The 21,354-nt window shown below is 59.0% G+C and carries 20 protein-coding genes; 8 read left to right on the forward strand and 12 right to left on the reverse strand.

All coding sequences use genetic code 11. The features are described from left to right. Positions 1–170: 170 nt before the first annotated feature. A complete protein-coding gene (gene mltF, locus ACIPIN_RS10670; RefSeq protein ID WP_401118194.1) occupies positions 171–1,631 on the forward strand; it encodes a membrane-bound lytic murein transglycosylase MltF in 1,461 nt (486 codons plus the stop codon). Positions 1,632–1,745: 114 nt separating this feature from the next. On the opposite strand, the gene pdxJ is transcribed toward mltF, so the two are convergent. The 8 genes from pdxJ to lptF form a co-directional block, all read right to left on the reverse strand. Beyond that, positions 1,746–2,489 carry a pyridoxine 5'-phosphate synthase gene (pdxJ, locus tag ACIPIN_RS10675; protein ID WP_401118196.1) on the reverse strand — a complete coding sequence of 248 codons (744 nt, stop codon included), beginning with the start codon at positions 2,487–2,489 and terminating at the stop codon, positions 1,746–1,748. 49 nt (positions 2,490–2,538) lie between these two features. Next, positions 2,539–3,225 carry a DNA repair protein RecO gene (gene recO / locus ACIPIN_RS10680; RefSeq protein ID WP_401118198.1) on the reverse strand — a complete coding sequence of 229 codons (687 nt, stop codon included), beginning with the start codon at positions 3,223–3,225 and terminating at the stop codon, positions 2,539–2,541. A 173-nt stretch (positions 3,226–3,398) separates the two neighbouring features. After that, positions 3,399–4,301, reverse strand: coding sequence for a GTPase Era (gene era / locus ACIPIN_RS10685; protein ID WP_401118200.1), 903 nt, complete (start codon positions 4,299–4,301; stop codon positions 3,399–3,401). Then, on the reverse strand, positions 4,294–4,983 hold the full coding sequence (rnc, locus tag ACIPIN_RS10690; protein ID WP_095077627.1) for a ribonuclease III: 690 nt from the start codon (positions 4,981–4,983) through the stop codon (positions 4,294–4,296). The genes era and rnc overlap by 8 nt, the downstream gene beginning before the upstream one ends. A 177-nt stretch (positions 4,984–5,160) precedes the next feature. Further along, on the reverse strand, positions 5,161–6,015 hold the full coding sequence (gene lepB, locus ACIPIN_RS10695; RefSeq protein WP_401118202.1) for a signal peptidase I: 855 nt from the start codon (positions 6,013–6,015) through the stop codon (positions 5,161–5,163). Positions 6,016–6,020: 5 nt separating this feature from the next. Then, entirely contained in the window at positions 6,021–7,820 is a 1,800-nt protein-coding gene (lepA, locus tag ACIPIN_RS10700; RefSeq protein WP_401118205.1) for a translation elongation factor 4, read from the reverse strand. A 171-nt stretch (positions 7,821–7,991) separates the two neighbouring features. Beyond that, positions 7,992–9,053, reverse strand: coding sequence for an LPS export ABC transporter permease LptG (gene lptG / locus ACIPIN_RS10705; protein WP_401118207.1), 1,062 nt, complete (start codon positions 9,051–9,053; stop codon positions 7,992–7,994). Then, a complete protein-coding gene (gene lptF, locus ACIPIN_RS10710) occupies positions 9,046–10,167 on the reverse strand; it encodes an LPS export ABC transporter permease LptF (protein ID WP_401118210.1) in 1,122 nt (373 codons plus the stop codon). Before lptF ends, lptG begins: the two co-directional genes overlap by 8 nt. Before the next feature lie 319 nt (positions 10,168–10,486). Between lptF and ACIPIN_RS10715 the strand changes: the two genes are divergently transcribed. The 5 genes from ACIPIN_RS10715 to rlmF all read left to right on the forward strand — a co-directional run bounded on the left by ACIPIN_RS10715 (position 10,487) and on the right by rlmF (position 17,250). Continuing rightward, entirely contained in the window at positions 10,487–11,977 is a 1,491-nt protein-coding gene (locus ACIPIN_RS10715; protein ID WP_401118213.1) for a leucyl aminopeptidase, read from the forward strand. Positions 11,978–12,037: 60 nt separating this feature from the next. Next, the gene (locus tag ACIPIN_RS10720; protein WP_401118215.1) at positions 12,038–12,466 is read left to right on the forward strand and encodes a DNA polymerase III subunit chi; all 429 of its coding nucleotides are present in this window, start codon (positions 12,038–12,040) and stop codon (positions 12,464–12,466) included. Between the two features lie 7 nt (positions 12,467–12,473). After that, positions 12,474–12,878, forward strand: a complete 405-nt coding sequence (locus ACIPIN_RS10725; protein WP_401118218.1) for a DNA polymerase III subunit chi — start codon at positions 12,474–12,476, stop codon at positions 12,876–12,878. Positions 12,879–13,115: 237 nt separating this feature from the next. Beyond that, on the forward strand, positions 13,116–15,962 hold the full coding sequence (locus ACIPIN_RS10730) for a valine--tRNA ligase (protein ID WP_401118220.1): 2,847 nt from the start codon (positions 13,116–13,118) through the stop codon (positions 15,960–15,962). A 265-nt stretch (positions 15,963–16,227) separates the two neighbouring features. Continuing rightward, complete coding sequence (gene rlmF / locus ACIPIN_RS10735; protein WP_401118223.1) at positions 16,228–17,250, forward strand: 23S rRNA (adenine(1618)-N(6))-methyltransferase RlmF; 1,023 nt, start codon at positions 16,228–16,230, stop codon at positions 17,248–17,250. Between the two features lie 102 nt (positions 17,251–17,352). Here the strand turns inward: rlmF and ACIPIN_RS10740 are convergent, their stop codons facing one another. After that, the gene (locus tag ACIPIN_RS10740) at positions 17,353–17,634 is read right to left on the reverse strand and encodes an HU family DNA-binding protein (RefSeq protein ID WP_007905514.1); all 282 of its coding nucleotides are present in this window, start codon (positions 17,632–17,634) and stop codon (positions 17,353–17,355) included. Positions 17,635–18,029: 395 nt separating this feature from the next. On the opposite strand from ACIPIN_RS10740, the gene yejK reads away from it, so the two are divergent. Further along, on the forward strand, positions 18,030–19,034 hold the full coding sequence (gene yejK, locus ACIPIN_RS10745) for a nucleoid-associated protein YejK (RefSeq protein WP_401118227.1): 1,005 nt from the start codon (positions 18,030–18,032) through the stop codon (positions 19,032–19,034). Further along, on the forward strand, positions 19,034–19,384 hold the full coding sequence (locus tag ACIPIN_RS10750) for a glutaredoxin family protein (RefSeq protein WP_401118228.1): 351 nt from the start codon (positions 19,034–19,036) through the stop codon (positions 19,382–19,384). The genes yejK and ACIPIN_RS10750 overlap by 1 nt, the downstream gene beginning before the upstream one ends. A gap of 115 nt (positions 19,385–19,499) precedes the next feature. Here the strand turns inward: ACIPIN_RS10750 and ACIPIN_RS10755 are convergent, their stop codons facing one another. The 3 genes from ACIPIN_RS10755 to ACIPIN_RS10765 form a co-directional block, all read right to left on the reverse strand. Beyond that, the gene (locus ACIPIN_RS10755) at positions 19,500–20,435 is read right to left on the reverse strand and encodes a glutathione S-transferase family protein (RefSeq protein ID WP_401118231.1); all 936 of its coding nucleotides are present in this window, start codon (positions 20,433–20,435) and stop codon (positions 19,500–19,502) included. An 88-nt stretch (positions 20,436–20,523) separates the two neighbouring features. Further along, a complete protein-coding gene (locus ACIPIN_RS10760) occupies positions 20,524–20,844 on the reverse strand; it encodes a GIY-YIG nuclease family protein (RefSeq protein ID WP_401118234.1) in 321 nt (106 codons plus the stop codon). A gap of 39 nt (positions 20,845–20,883) precedes the next feature. After that, positions 20,884–21,354, reverse strand: coding sequence for a nuclear transport factor 2 family protein (locus tag ACIPIN_RS10765; protein ID WP_401118236.1), 471 nt, complete (start codon positions 21,352–21,354; stop codon positions 20,884–20,886).

Below are 21,354 nucleotides of genomic sequence, written 5' to 3' on the forward strand. Positions count from 1 at the left end.
AACGCCTGTAACCAATGCTCATCAAGGTCCGCGCAGGGGCTTATTTCAGTTGTCACATTCGGGCCTGAGCGCCTGCTCCTGAAGGCTTTCGCCGTGTTTTGAAGTCTCTAGCAGACAAGCCCTTTACTGTCGAGATATGGCGGTCGTGGTCCTTTGCGTATACTGCGCAGATGTTTTCCCCAACGGCTTTGCGTCCGCGATTCGCCAAATGGCTCATCGCAACCGGACTCTTCCTGATGCTCAGTGGCTGTGTTGATAAACCCAACACACTGGAGCGCGTAAAGGAGGATGGTGTGCTGCGGGTGGTTACCCGTAACAGCCCCGCCACCTACTTTCAGGATCGCAACGGTGAAACCGGCTTCGAATACGAGCTGGTGAAGCGCTTCGCCGACGATCTGGGGGTGACACTCAAGATCGAAACCGCGGACAACCTCGACGACCTGTACGGTCAGCTAGGCAAACCTGGCGGCCCGGTACTGGCTGCTGCCGGCCTGGTCAGCAGCGAAAAACGCAAGGCGCAGGTCAGATTTTCCCACTCGTATCTGGAAGTCACCCCACAGATCATCTACCGCAACGGTCAGTCTCGGCCGACGTCGGCAGCCGATCTGGTCGGCAAGACAATCATGGTGCTCAAGGGCAGCACCCACGCCGATCAACTGGCAGCGCTGAAAAAGAAATACCCCGGCATTGAATACGAAGAATCCGACGCGGTTGAGGTCGTTGACCTGCTGCGCATGGTCGATGAAGGTCAGATCGATCTGACACTGGTCGACTCCAACGAAGTCGCAATGAACCAGGTTTACTTCCCTAACGCACGGGTCGCCTTCGACCTTGGCGACGCCAGTAACCAAAGCTGGGCGGTCGCCGCCGGTGATGACAACAGCCTGCTCAACGAGATCAACGCCTTCCTCGACAAGGCGGAAAAAAACGGCACCCTGCAACGCCTGAAAGACCGCTATTACGGGCACGTCGATGTACTCGGTTATATGGGCGCCTACACCTTCGCCCAGCACTTGCAGCAACGGCTGCCCAAGTACGAGAAACACTTCAAGGCCTCGGCCAAGGAAGAGAAAGTCGACTGGCGGCTGCTGGCGGCGATCGGTTATCAGGAATCGCTGTGGCAACCGGCGGTGACCTCAAAGACCGGCGTTCGCGGCCTGATGATGCTGACCCAGAACACCGCGCAGGCCATGGGCGTGTCCAATCGCCTGGACGCCAAGCAAAGCATCATGGGCGGCGCGAAGTACCTGGCTTACATGAAGGATCAACTGGACGACTCGATCCAGGAGCCGGATCGTACGTGGTTTGCGCTGGCAGCCTACAACGTCGGCAGCGGTCACCTGGATGACGCGCGCAAACTCGCGGCCAAGGAAGGACTGAATCCGGACAAGTGGCTGGATGTGAAAAAGATCCTGCCGCGCCTGTCGCAGAAACAGTGGTACAGCAAAACCCGCTATGGCTACGCCCGTGGCGGTGAGCCGGTGCATTTTGTGGCGAACATCCGGCGTTACTACGACATCCTGACGTGGGTCACGCAGCCGCAGCTTGAGGGCGATCAGGTCGCCCAAGGCAACTTGCATGTGCCGGGCATCGACAAGACCAAGCCGCCGGAAGAAAACCCACCGCTGTAGGCACGCCCTCCCCCCCGTAGGAGCAAGGCTTGCCCGCGATAGCATCACCGCGGTGATTCAGGCGAACCGCGGCGCCTGCATCGCGGGCAAGCCTTGCTCCTACAGGTTTGAACGCTAGGCTTTTGCGGCCGCCAGAATCAGCGCTTTCATCTCCGAAACAGCCGACTTGAACCCGACGAACAATGCATGTGCCACCAGCGCGTGGCCGATGTTCAGTTCGTTGATGCCTTTGATCGCCGCAACCGCTTCGACGTTGTGGTAGTGCAGACCGTGACCAGCATTGACGATCAGGCCTTGAGTCAGGCCAAACGCCACGCCATCCGCCACACGCTTCAGCTCTTCAGCAACCGAAGTCGGCGTCTCGGCGTCCGCGTAACGACCGGTGTGCAATTCGATGGCCGGTGCGCCAACGCGTTTCGATGCTTCGATCTGGCGTTCATCGGCGTCGATGAACAGCGACACTTCGCAGCCGATTTTCGCCAGACGATCCACCGCCGCCTTGATCCGCGCTTCCTGCCCCGCGACATCCAGACCGCCTTCGGTGGTCAGTTCCTGACGGGTTTCCGGGACCAGGCAAATGTGCGCCGGACGGATGCGCTCGGCGAACGCCATCATTTCCTCGGTCACGCCCATTTCGAAGTTCATGCGGGTTTGCAGCACGTCCTTGAGCAACAGCACGTCGCGCTCCTGGATGTGCCGGCGATCTTCACGCAAGTGCACGGTAATCCCGTCAGCGCCCGCCTCTTCCGCGTCCAGCGCTGCTTTCACGGGATCAGGGTAACGAGTGCCCCGGGCCTGACGCAGGGTGGCAACATGGTCGATGTTCACGCCAAGAAGAATGCGATTGCTGGTGGTCACGGAAGCGCTCCAGAAGAAGAGAAAGTTCGGTGCACAGCATACGGGTTGATCAGGGCTTGCGAAACAATTCGCGACTGACCAATGGGCGACCGCCCAGATGAACAGCCAATGCCTGACGCATCAGGCGCTTGGCGGCGGACAAGGCACCCGGCGCGCTCCAGTCAGCGTCGGCCATGGCCAACAGTTCGGTGCCGTTGAACAGACCGGGTTGCAACAGGTAGACCCGCTCCAGACCCGCATCGACCTGCAAGCGGTACATGCCGTCCGGTGCGATAGGTTCGTTATGGATATCCGCGTTCAGCGCAAAGCCGTAACCCAGATCATCCAGCAGCCGCCATTCGAACGAACGCAGCAAGGGTTCCAGCGGACGTCCTTCGGCGAGGGCCAGCAAGGTCGCGGCGTAATGATCGAATACAGCAGGATGGGGATCTTCGGACGGCAGCAGGCGGATCAGCAGTTCATTGAGGTACAGACCGCTGAACAGCGCCTCACCATTGAGCCAGGTGGAGACGCCGGCGCTTTCCATGCGTCCGACGTTCTTCAGCTCACCCCGCCCCCGAAACTCGACTTCCAGCGGCACGAATGGCCGCGCCAGCGTTCCAGCCTTGCCCCGCGCACTGCGCAACACCGCCCGCAGCCGACCTTGCGGCGTGAGGAAATCCACCAACGCGCTGCTTTCGCGGTAGGCACGGCTATGGAGCACGTAGGCGGGTTGGCCGGTGGGAGTTTGAGACATGAAAGTCAGGGTTCTCGATGACGTAGTGCAGTTCTACAAACAACCCAAAACCACTGTGGGAGCGAGCTTGCTCGCGATAGCGGTCTGTCAGTCAACATCAATGTTGAATATCAGGCCCTCATCGCGAGCAAGCTCGCTCCCACAGTAGATCTTTGTGTATCCGGATTAAACGATTACAGGTCGCCGTAACCCAGCGAACGCAGGGCGCGTTCATCGTCGGACCAGCCGCCTTTCACTTTGACCCACAGGTTAAGCATGATCTTGGAGTCGAACAGCAGCTCCATGTCCTTGCGCGCTTCGGTGCCGATGCGTTTGATCCGCTCGCCCTTGTCGCCAATGATGATTTTCTTCTGACCGTCACGCTCGACGAGGATCAAGGCGTGAATGTGCAGGGTTTTGCCCTGCTGCTTGAACTCTTCGATTTCCACGGTGATCTGGTACGGCAGCTCGGCGCCCATCTGGCGCATGATTTTCTCGCGTACCAGTTCGGCGGCGAGGAAACGGCTGCTGCGGTCGGTGATCTGGTCTTCCGGGAAGAAGTGATCGTTTTCCGGCAGGTGCCCGGCGATTACACGCTCCAGCGCATCGAGGTTGTGCCCGTGCTGAGCCGAAATCGGAATGATCTGCGCGTTTGGCAGCTGTTCCTGCAACCAGGTCAGGTGCGGCATCAGCTCGGCTTTGTCTTCGATGCGGTCAGTCTTGTTCAGCGCCACGATCAACGGGCCCGTCACGTACTGAACGCGCTCGAGGACCATTTGGTCTTCTTCGGTCCAGCGGGTGCGGTCAACCACGAAGATCACCACGTCGACGTCTTTCAACGCCGCCGAAGCAGTTTTGTTCATGTAACGGTTCAGGGCTTTCTCGCCACCTTTGTGCATGCCGGGGGTGTCGACGTAGATCGCCTGCACGTCGCCTTCGGTCTTGATCCCGAGCATGTTGTGACGGGTGGTTTGCGGTTTACGCGAAGTGATCGCCAGCTTCTGACCCAGGATGTGGTTCAGCAGCGTGGATTTGCCCACGTTCGGGCGGCCGACGATGGCGACATAGCCACAGCGAGTTGCAGTTGAATCAGTCATGGCCATTCTCCACGCCCAGGGCAATCAGTGCTGCAGCGGCCGCTACCTGTTCGGCAATACGACGACTCACACCCTGACCTCGGCTTTTTTCGTTCAGTAAGGTGATTTCGCATTCGACGAAGAACGTCCGGCAATGCGGCTCACCCTGGATATCCACCACTTCGTAACGCGGCAGCTCACAGGCACGCGACTGCAAGAACTCTTGCAGGCGGGTCTTTGGATCTTTGTTGGTGTCGACCAGCGTCAGGCTCTCGAACTCGGACGTCAACCAGGCCAGCACGCGTTCGCGCGCCATGTCCATGCCGGCATCCAGATAGATCGCACCGATCAGCGCTTCGAGGGCGTCGGCAAGAATCGATTCACGGCGGAAACCGCCGCTCTTCAACTCACCGGAGCCCAGGCGCAGGTATTCGCCCAGGTCAAAACCACGCGCCAGTACCGCCAGCGTCTCACCTTTGACCAGGCGCGCGCGCAAACGCGACAACTGGCCTTCGCGGGCCAGCGGAAAGCGGTCGAACAGCGCTTCACCGGCGACGAAGTTGAGAATGGCGTCACCGAGGAATTCCAGGCGCTCGTTGTTGCGCCCGGCAAAACTGCGGTGAGTCAGGGCCAGGATCATCAGTTCCTGGTCCTTGAAGGTATAACCGAGCTGACGCTCGAGACGGCTTAAAGAGACGCTCACGGTTTACCCACGCTGAGTTCGTGGTCGACGTCCATCACAGCCACGCTGCGAAGGTCTGGGACAATTAACGCTGTGTTCAAAAATTACATCCTGAGTATCGTGGCTTCATGCTTTTCGGTGACCTTATGCAGGCTCCAGAAATGCATTCGGCGCTGTGTTCAACAGCGCCGTGTGTGATTACTTGATCAGGCCAACCCGCGAGAAATTCGGCAGGTGACTGAGTTTCGGTTCCGGCCAGCTCATCCAGACTGCGAAGGCCTTGCCGACGATATTCTTGTCGGGAACCATGCCCAGCAGATCCTTGGGAATACTTGGATCATCCCAGTAGCGACTGTCGTTGGAGTTGTCGCGGTTGTCGCCCATCATGAAGTAGTGCCCGGCAGGCACGGTCCACTGATGGTCCGGGGTTGCGCGGTAGCGGCTCATTTCCTTGCGGATCAGGTGCTCGGCTGCGCCGAGTTTTTCCTTGTAGAGCTCGGCACTGCCCAACGTGCCCGGCTCGGAGCCGACCAGCAATTCAGCGATCGACTCACCGTTGACGAACAGACGCTTGTCGGCGGTGTAACGAATCTTGTCGCCCGGCAGACCCACTACACGCTTGATGTAGTTGACGTTCGGGTCGCTTGGGTAGCGGAACACCATCACATCGCCACGCTGCGGATCACCGACCTGGATGACTTTCGTATCGATCACCGGCAGGCGGATTCCGTAAGAAAACTTGCTCACCAGAATGAAGTCGCCAACGTCCAGGGTTGGCTTCATCGAACCAGACGGAATCTGGAACGGCTCCACCAGGAACGAACGCAACACCAGCACGATGAACAGCACCGGAAAGAACGATTTGCCGTATTCAACCAGCATCGGTTCTTTGTTCAGTTTCTCGACCACCATCATATCCGGCTCGCCGACGCTGCCCTGATAGGAGCTAATGGCGGCACGCCGACGCGGCGCCAGGAAAACCAGATCGAGCAACCCCAACAGACCGCAAACGAAGACGGCGATGACCAGCAACAGCGGGAAATTTAGTGACATAGGACCTAACTATCCAACCTGAGCACAGCAAGGAAGGCTTCCTGTGGAATTTCCACGTTGCCGACCTGCTTCATGCGTTTTTTACCGGCCTTCTGCTTTTCCAACAGCTTGCGCTTACGGCTAACGTCACCACCGTAGCATTTGGCCAATACGTTCTTTCTGAGTGCCTTGACGGAGGTTCGCGCAATAATCTGCCCGCCAATGGCGGCCTGGATTGCGACGTCGAACATCTGACGCGGAATCAGTTCTTTCATCTTCTCGGTCAACTGGCGACCTTTGTAGTGCGCGTTATCCTTGTGCACGATCAGCGCCAGGGCGTCGACCTTGTCACCGTTGATCAGCACATCCAGTTTCACCAGATTAGCTGATTGATAACGATCGAAATGGTAATCCAGCGAAGCATAGCCGCGACTGGTGGATTTGAGACGGTCGAAGAAGTCCAGGACCACTTCGTTCATCGGCAAATCGTAGGTCACCTGGACCTGAGAACCGAGGAACAGCATGTCATGCTGAATGCCACGCTTCTCGATGCACAGGGTAATGACGTTGCCCAGGTGCTCTTGCGGCACAAGAATGTTTGCCCGAACGATTGGCTCGCGCATGTCTTCAATGGACGACAGATCCGGCAGCTTGGACGGGTTGTCGACGTAAATCGTTTCACCGGTTTTCAGCAACAGCTCGAAAATAACCGTCGGCGCGGTGGTGATCAGGTCCAGGTCGTACTCGCGCTCCAGGCGCTCCTGGATGATCTCCATGTGCAGCATGCCGAGGAACCCGCAACGGAAACCGAAGCCCAGGGCGTCGGAGCTTTCCGGGGTGTATTGCAGCGACGAGTCGTTCAGCGTGAGCTTTTGCAGCGCTTCACGGAAGTCCTCGAAGTCGTCGGAGCTGACCGGGAACAGACCGGCATACACTTGCGGCTGAATGCGTTTGAAACCCGGCAGCACATCGACATCCGGCGTCGTGCTCAAGGTCAGGGTGTCACCGACTGGCGCACCGTGAATGTCCTTGATACCGGCGATGATGAAGCCTACTTCACCGGCTTTCAGGTCAACGGTGGCGGTGTGTTTCGGGTTGAACACACCGACGCTGTCCACAAGGTGGACCTTGCCGGTGGACTTCACCAGAATCTTGTCGCCCTTCTTCACGCAACCGTGGCGCACGCGTACCAGGGAAACAACGCCCAGGTAGTTGTCGAACCAGGAGTCGATGATCAACGCTTGCAGCGGATCTTCGATGTTGCCGGTTGGCGCAGGAATGGTCTTGACCAGACGCTCAAGCACCTCGTCGACGCCCAGACCGGTCTTGGCACTGCACTCGACCGCATCGGTGGCATCGATGCCGATGATTTTTTCGATTTCTTCTTTAACGCGGTCCGGATCAGCCTGTGGCAGGTCGATCTTGTTCAGGACCGGCATCACTTCCAGGCCTTGCTCGATCGCCGTGTAGCAGTTGGCAACCGATTGCGCCTCGACACCCTGACCGGCATCGACCACCAGCAAAGCACCTTCACAGGCCGCCAGCGACCGGCTGACTTCATAGGTGAAGTCAACGTGGCCGGGGGTGTCAATGAAGTTCAGCTGGTACTTGATACCATCACGGGCGGTGTAATACAGGGTAACGCTGTGGGCCTTGATGGTGATCCCGCGTTCACGCTCAAGGTCCATGGAGTCCAGTACCTGGGCTTCCATTTCGCGCTCGGCCAGGCCGCCGCACATCTGGATGAAGCGATCGGCCAGAGTCGACTTGCCATGGTCAATGTGGGCGATGATGGAGAAATTGCGGATATGACTCAAATCACTCACGGATCAACACTCAAAAAGGCTGCAGGCATTGCCCGCCGAAAAATAGCCGGGAATTGTACCTGATACACGACGCAAGCGTCACGTTCACAGGTCAACGGTATTGGATACAAAAACGCCCCGCTCTTGCGAACGGGGCGTTTGAGTGTCAGCCAGGGCAGGAAATACCTGCGATCAACCCGCTCGGCGCAACAACCAGAGACCTGCCACCGCGCAGATACCGGCCGGAACCAGCACCGCGAACAACGGCGAGAAGCCGAAGACCAGGCTTGAAGGCCCCAGCAAATCCTGAGCGATACGGAAGGTAAAGCCAACCAGCACACCGGTGAACACGCGCTGACCCAGGGTCACCGAGCGCAGCGGACCGAAGATAAAGGAAATCGCCATCAACACCAGGGCAACGGTGACCAGTGGCTGCAACACCTTGACCCAAAAAGCCAGCCAGTAGCGGCCATTGTTCAAGCCCTGATCCGCCAGATAGTGGATGTAACCCCACAAACCGCTGATCGACAATGATTCCGGCGCCATGATCACGGTGTTCAGCAGTTGCGGGCTCAACGGTACTTCCCAGCGTTCTTGCGGCGTCGTGACCACTTCGGTGCTGCCCTCATGGAACACCGTGGTGGTGACGTCGTTCAGCTGCCAATGGTCTGTTTCGAACTGCGCACGCCTGGCGAAGCTCGAGGTCAGCATGTGACGCTCGGTATCAAAACGATAACGGGTCACGCCATACAGAATGCCATCCGGCTGCACCGAGTTGATGTGAATGAACTCATCACCCTGACGGTGCCACATGCCGTGCTTGGCGCTCTGCGCATCACCACTGCCCTGGGCCAGGGAACGATTGGCCTGGGCCACGTTTTCCGCAGTTGGCGCGACGTACTCACCGACCAGTACGCCAGCCAGCATCAGCACCAGCATTGGTTTCATCACCGCCCAGACGATCCGACCGATGGACACGCCAGCGGCGCGCATGATGGTCAATTCACTGCTGCTGGCCAGACTGCCAAGGCCGATCAGGCAGCCGATCAGCGCCGCCATCGGCAGCATGTCATAGACCCGGCGCGGTGCTGTCAGCACCACGTAGCTCAATACGTCGGTGAGGGTGTAGGTATCACTGACGTCACTCATCTCATCGATGAAGGCAAACAACGTCGCCAGCCCCAGAATGATCCCCAGTACGGCCAGGATCGCCATGAAAACACTGCTACCAATGTAGCGATCGAGCTTAACCACGGGTCACCTCCAGCGCACTGCGGCGACTCGCCATTTTCAAACGCAACGGTTCCCAGTAGAGCAGTCCCAGGCCAATGGCCAGGAATATCGCGTGAACCCACCACAAGCCCAGCGCCGGGGGGATCTTGCCTTTATCCAGCGCGCCGCGTGCGGCGATCAGGATCGTCAGGTAAGCCATATAAAGCAGAATCGCCGGCAGCAACTTGAGGAATCGACCCTGACGCGGATTGACCCGCGCCAGCGGCACAGCCATCAATGTCACGATAAACACCAGCAACGGCAACGACAGACGCCACTCAAGCTCGGCGCGTGCACTCATATCCTCCGGCTTGCTCAACAGAGTGCTGGTCGGCATCGCATCGCGATCCGTCACTTCGTCACTGACATCCGGTTTGGGCAGCAGCACACCGTACGTGTCGTACTTGATGGCACGGTAGTCGGCCAGCCCTGGATTACCGTCGTAACGGTAGCCATTGTCGAGAATCAGGTAACGGTTGCCGTCTTCCTTGATTTCCTGACGGCCTTTTTCGGCCACCAGTACGGAAATACCGCGATCCTTCTGGTCGGCGGAAAGGCGCTTTTCCGAAATGAATACGCCCCCCAGGTTGATGCGGTCATCGGACAGCTGCTCGGTGTACGTCACCCGCGAACCATCGCGCAAAGCCTGAAAACGGCCCGGCACCAGCGTGTCGAACTCGGTCATCGCGTCCTGCTTGTTCAGCAGCAACTGGAACTGATTGGCGCCTTGCGGTGCCAGGCTCAGGCTCAACCAGGCCACGACCAGCGCCACCAGCGTAGCCGGAAACAGGGTCATGCCCAGCAGACGCTGCTGGCTCATGCCGGTCGCCGAGAGCACGGTCATTTCGCTATCAAGGTAAAGGCGACCGTAGGCCAGCAGGATCCCGAGAAACAGCCCCAAAGGCAGAATCAGTTGCAGGAAACCCGGTAGACGAAAGCCCATGATCAGGAACAGCGAGCCTGGGTCCAGGGCGCCCGAGGCGGCCTGAGCCAGGAATTTGATGAAGCGCCCACTCATGATGATCACCAGCAGCACGGCGCTGACGGCGCTCAAGGTCAACAGGACTTCGCGGGATAGATAACGGAAGACGATCAAACCAGACACTCCAGGGTTGTCAGGCTAAGGCGGCCAAACAAGCAAACGTATCGAGCGGCTCGCAGGGCTGAGCCGCCGAAAAAGATGGCGCATTATCCTGTGATTGACCGCGCCTGTCACTGCGCATGCTCAAGCGGGCGCGCAATGGCGCAAAGATCGCCCGCGCAAGGCTTGTCTGGCTCGGGCGCGAGGTTCAATATGCGGCCTTTGTCGCTGGTCTCTACCAGCGTCTTTGTGCAGCCTTTCCATATAGAGAGAGGCAAACGTGCGCGCGTCGCGTGACACGCTGCATTTTGACCATTTATTCAGGGAACCGGACATGGAACTGGTTGTAAAAAGCGTTAGCCCAGAAACGTTGAAAACCGCCACCCTGGTGATCGCCGTCGGCGAAGGCCGCACACTCGGCAACGTCGCCAAACAGCTCGACGAGCTCAGCGGCGGCGCGATCAGCGCAGTCCTCAAGCGTGGCGACCTGGCCGGTAAAGTTGGCCAGAGCCTGTTGCTGCACAGCCTGCCAAACCTCAAAGCCGAACGCGTGCTGCTGGTTGGCGTGGGTAAAGACGCCGAACTGGGCGACCGCCCGTTCCGTAAAATCATCGCTGGCGCACTGAACACCCTCAAAGGCCTGGGCGGTACCGATGCGGTGCTGGCGCTGGACGAAATCGTGGTCAAAGGACGTGACAGCTACGGCAAGACCCGTCTGCTGGCCGAAACCCTGGTCGACGGCGAATACACCTTCGAGCAGTTCAAGAGCCAGAAGTCCGACCCCCGCGCCCTGAAGAAAATCACCCTGCTGACCATCAAGGCCGCCCAGGCTGAAGTCGAGCGCGCCGTGACTCACGCCACCGCGATCGCCAACGGCATGTCCTTCACCCGCGACCTGGGCAACCTGCCACCGAACATCTGCCACCCAAGCTTCCTCGCCGAGCAGGCGAAGAACCTGGGCAAGGAATTCAAGGGGCTGAAAGTCGAAATCTTTGATGAGAAGCAAATCAAGGATCTGGGCATGGGTTCGTTCTACGCCGTCGGCCAGGGCAGCGCCCAGCCACCGCGCCTGATCGTCATGCAATACAACGGCGGCAAGAAATCCGAGAAGCCGTACGCACTGGTCGGCAAAGGCATCACCTTTGACACCGGCGGCATCAGCCTCAAGCCGGGCGCCGGCATGGACGAGATGAAGTACGACATGGGCGGCGCAGCCAGCGTGTTCGGCACCTTGCGTGCCGTGCTCGAACTGAAACTGCCGATCAACCTGGTGTGCATCCTGGCCTGTGCCGAGAACATGCCGAGCGGCAAGGCTTCGCGCCCTGGCGATATCGTCACCACCATGAGCGGCCAGACTGTAGAAATCCTCAACACTGACGCCGAAGGCCGTCTGGTGCTGTGCGACGCACTGACCTACTCCGAACGCTTCAAGCCACAGGCGGTGATCGACATCGCCACCCTGACCGGCGCCTGCGTAGTCGCCCTCGGTGCCCACACCTCGGGCCTGCTGGGCAACAACGACGAGCTGATCGGCCAACTGCTGAGCGCAGGCCAACAGGCTGACGACCGCGCCTGGCAACTGCCGCTGTTCGATGAGTACCAGGAACAGCTGGACAGCCCGTTCGCCGACATCGCCAACATCGGCGGCCCGAAAGCCGGCACCATCACTGCTGCCTGCTTCCTGTCGCGCTTCACCAAGAACCTGAACTGGGCGCACCTGGACATCGCCGGCACGGCCTGGACCAGCGGCGGCAAGGACAAGGGCGCCACTGGCCGTCCGGTTCCACTGCTGACCCAATACCTGCTGGACCGCGCCAAAGCCTGAAACTGAAACCCCTGCGCTGCGTCGTCCATGGACGACGCAGCGCAGGGGTCAGGAACCGCAATGACCAAAGTCGATTTCTATATCCTGCCCAGTGCCGATCCTTCAGCGCGGCTGGATTTTGCCTGCAAGCTCACCGAAAAAGCCTGGCGCATGGGCCACCGCATCTACCTGAATTGCAGCGATGCCGCCCAGCGTGACGATCTCGATGCACGCCTGTGGGCGTTCAAAGGTGAAAGCTTCGTGCCTCACGGTCCCGCCGAAAGCGAACCGGACGGCTTGATTGTGCTCGGCCTGGGAGACGATCCAGGACAACATCAGGACTTGCTGGTCAATCTTGACCTCAAAGTCCCGTCTTTTGCCCAGCGCTTTGCCCGTGTGGCCGAAGTGGTGGTTGAAGACCCGACTATTCGTCAGGCCGCGCGGGAGAGTTTCCGTTTCTACCGCGAACAGGGCTATCCTCTGCAAGATCACCGTTTACAGCGACTCTGAGCACATGATGGACACGTCAAATCCGCTGCAAAAGTCCGTACACCTGCTGGACGACCTCGAGTCGATCCGCCAGTTGCTCGGCGATGACAACCTGCAACCACCGCTGCTGACCGACACCGTCGAGCCTGCAGGTGATGAAGGCCAGATTCCGATGTTGTTCGATCAGGTCGGCGGCAAACCGCGGGCTGAAATCATCGAACCACCTGCTCCCACGCCTGTCGCAGCACCGGCTCCGGCGTCTTCTTCCGTCCAGCAAGGTGCCGACATCATGCTGCACCTGAACGACGAACTGCGCGCTGCCGCGCAATTGATCATGCAAGACGTGATCGACGACTTCGCCCCGCACATCGAAACCGAGATCAAGCGACGGTTGGATGCGCGGATGGAGCGGCTCCTCAGCCAGTACGAATAATCTCCATCTCCCAATGTAGGAGCTGCCGCAGGCTGCGATCTTTTGACGTTGATCTTCAGTGTTTTTGAAGACGCCAAAAGATCGCAGCCTGCGGCAGCTCCTACAAGGGAAGCTACATTGCCATAGATCGCCTCCACATTTGATCTGCGCCCTGTCTGCACTTGCTCGCCCTTCGCCCCATGCCCCGCTATACTTGCCGGCTTTTCCTGAATAAATGCCAATAGGGTCCCGCCGCGCATGGATAAGACCTACCAGCCGCACGCCATTGAAACTTCCTGGTACAACACCTGGGAGTCCGAGAATTATTTCGCCCCGCAAGGCGCGGGCGACTCCTACACCATTATGATCCCGCCGCCGAACGTCACTGGCAGCCTGCACATGGGCCATGGCTTCAACAACGCGATCATGGACGCGCTGATCCGTTTCCGCCGCATGCAGGGTCGCAACACCCTGTGGCAGCCGGGCACCGACCACGCCGGTATCGCCACGCAAATGCTGGTGGAGCGTCAGCTCGAAGCCAAGGGCCAGAATCGCCACGATCTGGGCCGCGAAAAATTCCTCGAGAAAGTCTGGGAATGGAAGGATGAGTCCGGCGGCAACATCAGCCGTCAAATCCGTCGCCTCGGCTCGTCGGTAGACTGGAGCCGCGAACGCTTCACCATGGACGACGGCCTCTCGGAGGCGGTCAAGGAAGCCTTCGTGCGCCTGCACGAAGACGGTCTGATCTACCGTGGCAAGCGTCTGGTCAACTGGGACACCAAGCTGCACACAGCGATTTCCGACCTCGAAGTGGAAAACCACGACGAGAAAGGTTTTCTGTGGAACCTGAAGTACCCGTTGGCCGACGGCGCCAAGACCGCTGAAGGCAACGATTACCTGATCGTCGCGACCACCCGTCCGGAAACCATGCTCGGCGACGCCGCCGTGGCCGTTAACCCGAACGATGAACGCTACAAGGCCCTGATCGGCAAATTTGTCGAGCTGCCGCTAGTTGGCCGCCGCATCCCGATCATCGCTGACGATTACTGCGACCCTGAATTCGGCACCGGCTGCGTGAAAATCACCCCGGCCCACGATTTCAACGACTACGAAGTCGGCAAGCGCCACAACCTGCCGCTGCTGAACATCTTCGACAAGAACGCCGAGGTGCTGCCAGCAGCCCAGGTCTTCAACCTCGATGGCAGCGTCAACGAAGAGATCGACGGCACACTGCCTGCTGAATACGCCGGCCTCAACCGTTTCCAGGCCCGTAAGGAAATCGTTGCCGCGTTCGAAGCGGCCGGCCTGCTGGTCAGCGTCGACGATCACGCCCTGAAAGTACCGAAAGGCGACCGCTCCGGCACCATCATCGAGCCGTGGCTGACCGACCAATGGTACGTTTCGACCAAACCGCTGGCCGAACCTGCGATTGCTGCCGTTGAAGACGGTCGGATCGCGTTCGTGCCGAAACAGTACGAAAACATGTACTTCTCGTGGATGCGCGACATCCAGGACTGGTGCATCAGCCGTCAGCTGTGGTGGGGCCACCGGATTCCGGCCTGGTACGACGAGTCGGGCAAGGTCTACGTCGGCCGCGACGAAGCCGAAGTGCGTGCCAAGCACAACTTGGGTTCCGACGTTGCGCTGCAACAGGACAATGACGTTCTCGACACCTGGTTCAGCTCGGGCCTGTGGACCTTCTCCACGCTCGGCTGGCCGCAGCAGACTGAATTCCTGAAGAAGTTCCACTCCACCGACGTGCTGGTGACCGGCTTCGACATCATTTTCTTCTGGGTTGCCCGGATGATCATGCTCACCATGCATTTGGTGAAAAACGAAGACGGCACGCCGCAGGTTCCGTTCAAGACCGTTTATGTGCACGGCCTGGTGCGTGATGGCCTGGGCCAGAAAATGTCCAAGTCCAAGGGCAACGTTCTGGACCCACTGGACATCATCGACGGTATCGAGCTTGAAGCGCTGGTGGAAAAACGCACCTCGGGCATGATGCAGCCGAAACTGGCGAAGAAGATCGAGAAGCAGACCCGCGACGAGTTCGCCGACGGTATCGCCAGCTACGGCACCGACGCCCTGCGCTTCACGTTCTGCTCGCTGGCCTCGACCGGCCGCGACATCAAGTTCGACATGGGCCGCGTCGAAGGCTATCGCAACTTCTGCAACAAGATCTGGAACGCCGCGCGCTACGTGCTGGACAAGGGCGAAGACTGCGGCCAGAACGGCGAAGCCTACGAACTGTCGCTGGCGGATCGCTGGATCATTTCGCAGTTGCAACGCACCGAAGCCGAAGTGACCCGTCAACTCGACCAGTTCCGTTTCGACCTGGCCGCGCAAGCCTTGTACGAGTTCATCTGGAACCAGTATTGCGACTGGTACCTGGAACTCTCCAAGCCTGTGCTGTGGGACGAAAACTCGCCTATCGAACGTCAACGCGGCACGCGTCGCACGCTGGTTCGCGTACTGGAAGTTGCCTTGCGTCTGGCCCACCCGTTCATGCCGTTCATCACCGAAGAAATCTGGCAGCGCATCGCGCCGCTGGCCGGTATCGAAGGCAAGACGATCATGCTGCAACCTTGGCCAGTGGCCGTTGAGGCACGCATCGACCAGGCCGCCGAAGACGACATCGAATGGCTCAAGGGCCTGATGCTCGGCACGCGGAACATTCGTGGCGAGATGAACATCGGCCCGGGCAAGCCACTGCCGCTGTTCCTGAAGAACGTCAGCGCCGAAGACCAGCGTCGCCTCAGCGAGAACGAAGTCCTGCTGAAGAAGCTGGCCAAGCTCGAGTCGATCACCGTATTGGCTGCCGGCGAAGAAGCACCGCTGTCTGCCACCGCTCTGGTGGGCGAGATGGAAGTGCTGGTGCCGATGGCCGGTCTGATCGACAAGGATGCCGAACTTGCGCGTCTGGACAAGGAAATCCAGCGCCTGCAAGGCGAAGTGCAGCGTGTGGGCGGCAAGCTGTCCAACGCCGGTTTCGTTGACAAGGCTCCGACGGAAGTCATCGAGAAAGAACGCGCCAAACTGGCCGAGGCCGAACAGGCTCTGGGCAGATTGGCCGAGCAGCATGCGCGGATTGCCAGTTTGTAACTGGTAAATCGTAATGAAAGAGGGAGGCCGTGATGGCCTCCTTTTTTTGTGCCTGCCGCATTCTCCCAAACACCAACAATCCCTGTGGGAGCGAGCTTGCTCGCGATGGCGATCTATCATCCAATATCAATGTTGAATGTGATGGCCTCATCGCGAGCAAGCTCGCTCCCACAGTAGATTGTGGTCGTCGTCACAATTGAGTTCACAAGGGCCGGATGTGGGACAATGCCCACCACTTTGAGCCAAAACCCTGAATTGACTTCCCATGACCGCCCCTAGCAAACCCAAAACCCCGCGCCAAAAGCCCAAATCCGCGACCCCGGCCAAAGCCGTCGAACCGCGCGAGAAGGCGAGCCTGCACCCACGCAACCGCCATCAGGGGCGTTACGACTTCCCGGCGCTGATCAAGACCACGCCTGAACTGGCGAAGTTCGTGATCATCAATCCGTACGGCAAGGAAAGCATCGACTTCGCCAGCCCCGACGCGGTGCGGGTGTTCAACCGGGCGCTGCTCAAGTCGTTCTACGGCATTGCCCATTGGGACATCCCAGCCGATTACCTCTGCCCACCGGTGCCGGGGCGTGCCGACTATGTGCATTTTCTGGCGGACCTGCTGGCCAGCGTCAACGACGGCGAGATCCCTCGGGGCGCACCGGTCAAGGTGCTTGATATCGGCATGGGCGCCAACTGCGTCTATCCGTTGATCGGCTACAGCGACTACCGCTGGCACTTCCTCGGCTCGGAAATCGACCCGACGGCCGTGGCCGCCGCCAAAGCCATCGTGCAGTCCAACGGGCTGAACAAAGCCATTCAGTTGCGCCAGCAAAGCAATCCCAAGCACATTCTGCTGGGCCTGCTCGAACCCGGCGAACGCTTTGACCTGACCATGTGCAATCCGCCGTTCCACGCCTCGATGGACGAGGCTACCCGGGGCAGCGAGCGTAAATGGCGCGCGCTGGGCCGCGCCGACCCGAAGCGCAAACTGCCAGTGCTGAACTTTGGTGGTCAATCGGCCGAACTGTGGTGTGAAGGTGGCGAAGCACGGTTTGTGACGCAACTGATCGCCGAGAGTGCGCACTTTCAACACAAAGTGCTTTGGTTCAGCACCCTCGTCTCGAAAGCCTCAAACCTGCCTGCCATCCAGACAGCACTGAAAAAGGCCGGCGTACTGGAAAGCCAGGTCGTGGAAATGTCTCAGGGGCAGAAGCAAAGCCGCTTCGTCGCCTGGACCTTCCAGACTAAATCCGAGCAGCAGGTCTGGCGCGAGCGCTGGGCTCGCAAAGCCTGAGTAGCGGCTGAACAGCGATTGGCCGGGGGTCAATCGCTGAATAGCGGACACAAAAAAACCGTGCCCGGGTTGTCCCGGCGCACGGTTTTTTTTACTGCGGTCTTACTTGTTAACAGCGTCAGTCAGGCCTTTAGCCACGACCAGCTTGATAACTTTCTTGGCAGCGATTTCGATGGCAGCGCCAGTCGAAGGGTTGCGGCCGGTACGGGCAGGACGCTCGGTCACTTTCAGCTTACCGATACCTGGCAGAGTGATTTCGCCGCCGTTTTCCAGTTGATCAGCAACGATTTGGCCCAGTTGGTCCAGAGCGTTACGCGCGGTGGTTTTTGGCGCGTCGATAGCTTCAGCAATATCAGCGATCAGTTGGTCTTTAGTAAGAGCCATGTGGTGTTCCTTCCCTATCAAATTCATATGGTTTGCAGAGTGCAGTGTCAGCCATCGAGCCCGATCTTCTGGATCTGGCACCCTCGGCTACAACACCGACGGGTCGGGGTTATAGATGCCGAAATCAGGGTTTGGTTCGACCTGACAAATGCTGAATGCACGCTTAACGCAGTGACTTCGCGTAAGACGGGGCAAAACTAGCACAGAGACGGGGAAATATCCGCCTCTACCTACCCATTTGGTCAGCTTTATTGCTCTAAATCCGGAAAAAAGCGCATAAGCCCGGCCTGACACGCCTCGAACACCCTTCAAGCACCGCCAAAACCAGCAGGTGCGGTACACTGGGCACTTTTTCGGGGAGCACGCCCTCCTCCCTTCAATCAGCCGAGAAGCCCATGCCGATCCGTCATTGCATCGTCCACCTGATCGACAAAAAACCCGACGGCACACCTGCAGTTCTTCACGCCCGCGACTCGGAACTGGCAGAGTCCACGGCCATCGAGAACATGCTCGCCGACCTCAACGAGAGCTATAACGCCAAACAGGGCAAGGCCTGGGGTTTCTTCCATGCCGAGTCCGGCGCGCATCCGTTCAGCGGCTGGCTGAAGGAATACTTCGACGGTGGCAAGGATTTCACGGCGTTCAGCCGCATTGCCGTGGAACACCTGCAAAAGCTGATGGAAGAGTCCAACCTGTCGACCGGCGGCCACGTGCTGTTCGCGCACTATCAGCAAGGCATGACCGACTACCTGGCGATCGCCCTGCTGCACCACAGCGAAGGCGTGGCGGTGACCGATCAGCTCGATGTGACCCCATCCCGGCACCTGGATCTTGGCCAGTTGCACCTGGCGGCGCGGATCAACGTTTCCGAGTGGCAGAACAACAAGCAGTCCAGGCAGTACATTTCGTTCATCAAGGGCAAGAACGGCAAGAAGGTTTCGGAGTATTTCCGCGACTTCATCGGCTGCCAGGAAGGCGTCGACGGCCCGGGCGAAACCCGCACCCTGCTCAAGGCGTTCAGTGATTTCGTCGAAAGCGAAGACCTGCCGGAAGAATCCGCCCGCGAAAAAACCAAGACCCTGGTCGACTACGCCAGCAGCCAGGCCAAGCTCGGCGAACCAATGGGCCTGGAAGAGCTGTCGGAGCTGATCGACGAAGAACGCCCGAAAGCCTTCTACGATCACATCCGCAACAAGGACTATGGCCTGTCGCCAGAGATTCCGGCGGACAAACGCACCCTGAACCAGTTCCGCCGCTTCACCGGCCGCGCCGAAGGCCTGTCCATCAGCTTTGAAGCGCACCTGCTGGGTTCGAAGATCGAATACGACGAAGAAGCCGGGACGCTGATCATCAAGGGCCTGCCGACCCAGCTGACCGATCAGCTGAAGCGCCGTAACTGATGCTGAGCGGTGTACTGAAAAAATTCCTGCTGATCCTGCTGGTGGTCGTGGTCTACCAGAACTGGGGCAAGATCGAGCGGGTGTTCAATCCATCGCAAGTGGTGTCCGAGCAAACCCAGGCCAACGCCAGGGTCGTGCTCTACGCCACCGACTGGTGTGGTTACTGCAAGGCAATCCGGCGCTATCTCGACCAGAAAGGCATCCCGTACAAGGAATTCGACATCGAGAAAGATGCCGAGGCGCGCAAGGTGTATGAGGCGCTCGGCGGACGGGGGATTCCAATGCTGGATGTGAACGGCACATTGATTCGCGGGTTCGAGCCAGAGACGATTCTCGCGGCGCTGAAATAACCCGCGCGCCTCACACAAAACCCGTAGGAGCAAGGCTTGCCCGCGATGGCCGTGACACGGTGCAACAGGTACACCGCGTTATCGTTCATCGCGGGCAAGCCTTGCTCCTACGGGATTAGCAAGCCTCGATGCGAAAGCCAAACCGTGGGAAGTGCACATGCACCAACCCGCCACGCTCGTCTTCGCGGCGCAGGATCAGCTCTTCGCTTCCCGCAAACAACAACTCGCCCGCGACCGGATCAACGCCATAGTCAATCGCGGCAACCACCACTTGCTGACCGACCTTGAAGCCGTTTGGCTCATCGAATTGTTCGTCCGGCAAGGCCGCAGGTGTTGAATGACGCGATACCTGCAGCGCCTCTTCAGCGGTCATCTCGCTAAACGCGCCATGCCCGAAGCCCAATACCCGTGCCAACCAGGCCGACACCGCCGGATAAGCATCGACCAACGGCGCAGTCACCGGTGTGCCCTTGAGAAACCACAACGGGTGGGCCATGGCGAAGTCGGCAATCGAAGGTTCACCAAACAGGTAATCACCGTCCTCGCGCTCTAACTGCTGCTCAAGCCGCGCCATGATCGTCGGCCATTGATGCTTGGCCTGCTCCGCCGACAACCGCGTAGCACTGCCACCGCTGAACAACCCGGCACGGTCAGCAACAAAAGCCTTGATCGCTTCTGGAGACAACTTGGCAAAACGAGCCGCCACCGATTCCGGCTGGAACACCAGGCTCACCGCGTGCTGAAACACCACCGAATCAGCCCAGGCAGCGAAGCTTGCAGTGATCATCTCCTGACCTTCCGGGAACAATGCAGGCGAAGCCTTTTCCTGTTCAAGACGGCGGGCGATCAACGCCGTGTCGCAGTAGATATCGGCACCAATCTGCAACACCGGGGTTTTGCGGTAACCACCGGTCAGCGCGGTCAGATCAGGTTTTGGCATCACTGGCGAGATCTTCACGGAACGCCAGGACAAGCCTTTAAAACCGAGCAACAGCCGGGTCTTTTCCGCGAAAGGGGAAGTCGGGTAATGGTGAAGAATCAGATCTGACATGCTGTAACCCGTCGCTGGTGTTAGAAGTCAGCAGCTTAGCGCGCAATCGATTTGCGGCCTACCCATCTGCCTGATGGGCACTTATCAGTCAGATTGATAAGCCCGCAGCAGCGCTCGCCACCAGACATTCCTTGGCGCTTTTCTTGAGTTTTTTGATCAAGCGTTCCTGACGCAACGCTTCGCTTTTGTCGCGGCAGGCTTCGGTGTAGACCAGCGCCACAGCCGGGCTGGAGAGGAAGAAACGCGCACCTTTGCCGCTCTGGTGAGTGGCGAAACGCCTGACGGGATCATCGCTGATCCCGCAGTACAGCGAACCGTTGGCCGCACGTACCAGATAGACAAACCAGGGTTTGCTCTGCGCTGGTGGGATTGCTGATTCGCTGACGGAGACTTCGCTCAGGGTGTTCACGTGACGATCAAGGCTTGTAGGAAACAAGCCGCGATCTTATCAGCGACTGGCCTGAAATGCCTTCAGCCCCTTCAAGGCCTGTGCGCGAACGGCATTGCTCACCAACGGCGTCCACCCCAACAACAGCCCTTTGAAACCCAACGCCTGACGCGACCAGCGCCACAGATCGAAATGATCGTGATGCTCGCAGATCTTGCCGTCACGGAAAACAAAACGCGCCTGGATATCGTTGACCACCGTATTGCCGGTCTGGCTGAACAGGTAGGTCGCCACCCAGTGGGCGCCGCCGGTACGCTCGTCGGCGCGAACGTTATCGAACATCAGGGAAAAATCCTTGGCTCGAGTGGTGAGCATGCGCCACATGTCGCCGGCATCGCGCCCACGCAGCTCGCCGAACGCCGGATCACTGAACACCACGTCCTCGGTGTAGCAGGCGCTCATGGCCTCGGCATCCAGCCGCTGGAAAGCTTGATAGAACTCAGTGATCAATGCGCTGTTGGCATCACTCAT

The sequence above is a fragment of the Pseudomonas sp. NPDC087697 genome (assembly GCF_044743155.1).
In the GTDB taxonomy this organism is placed as follows: Bacteria; Pseudomonadota; Gammaproteobacteria; order Pseudomonadales; family Pseudomonadaceae; genus Aquipseudomonas.

Excerpts from the sequence above, each read along its gene's own strand:
- ACIPIN_RS10715 (WP_401118213.1), top strand. The coding sequence starts at position 10,487 with ATGGAACTGGTTGTAAAAAGCGTTAGCCCAGAAACGTTGAAAACCGCC.
- ACIPIN_RS10740 (WP_007905514.1), bottom strand. The coding sequence starts at position 17,634 with ATGGCTCTTACTAAAGACCAACTGATCGCTGATATTGCTGAAGCTATC.
- lepB (WP_401118202.1), bottom strand. The coding sequence starts at position 6,015 with ATGTCACTAAATTTCCCGCTGTTGCTGGTCATCGCCGTCTTCGTTTGC.
- ACIPIN_RS10730 (WP_401118220.1), top strand. The coding sequence starts at position 13,116 with ATGGATAAGACCTACCAGCCGCACGCCATTGAAACTTCCTGGTACAAC.
- rlmF (WP_401118223.1), top strand. The coding sequence starts at position 16,228 with ATGACCGCCCCTAGCAAACCCAAAACCCCGCGCCAAAAGCCCAAATCC.
- ACIPIN_RS10725 (WP_401118218.1), top strand. The coding sequence starts at position 12,474 with ATGGACACGTCAAATCCGCTGCAAAAGTCCGTACACCTGCTGGACGAC.
- ACIPIN_RS10755 (WP_401118231.1), bottom strand. The coding sequence starts at position 20,435 with ATGTCAGATCTGATTCTTCACCATTACCCGACTTCCCCTTTCGCGGAA.
- ACIPIN_RS10750 (WP_401118228.1), top strand. The coding sequence starts at position 19,034 with ATGCTGAGCGGTGTACTGAAAAAATTCCTGCTGATCCTGCTGGTGGTC.
- yejK (WP_401118227.1), top strand. The coding sequence starts at position 18,030 with ATGCCGATCCGTCATTGCATCGTCCACCTGATCGACAAAAAACCCGAC.
- recO (WP_401118198.1), bottom strand. The coding sequence starts at position 3,225 with ATGTCTCAAACTCCCACCGGCCAACCCGCCTACGTGCTCCATAGCCGT.
- mltF (WP_401118194.1), top strand. The coding sequence starts at position 171 with ATGTTTTCCCCAACGGCTTTGCGTCCGCGATTCGCCAAATGGCTCATC.
- ACIPIN_RS10720 (WP_401118215.1), top strand. The coding sequence starts at position 12,038 with ATGACCAAAGTCGATTTCTATATCCTGCCCAGTGCCGATCCTTCAGCG.
- era (WP_401118200.1), bottom strand. The coding sequence starts at position 4,301 with ATGACTGATTCAACTGCAACTCGCTGTGGCTATGTCGCCATCGTCGGC.
- ACIPIN_RS10765 (WP_401118236.1), bottom strand. The coding sequence starts at position 21,354 with ATGAGTGATGCCAACAGCGCATTGATCACTGAGTTCTATCAAGCTTTC.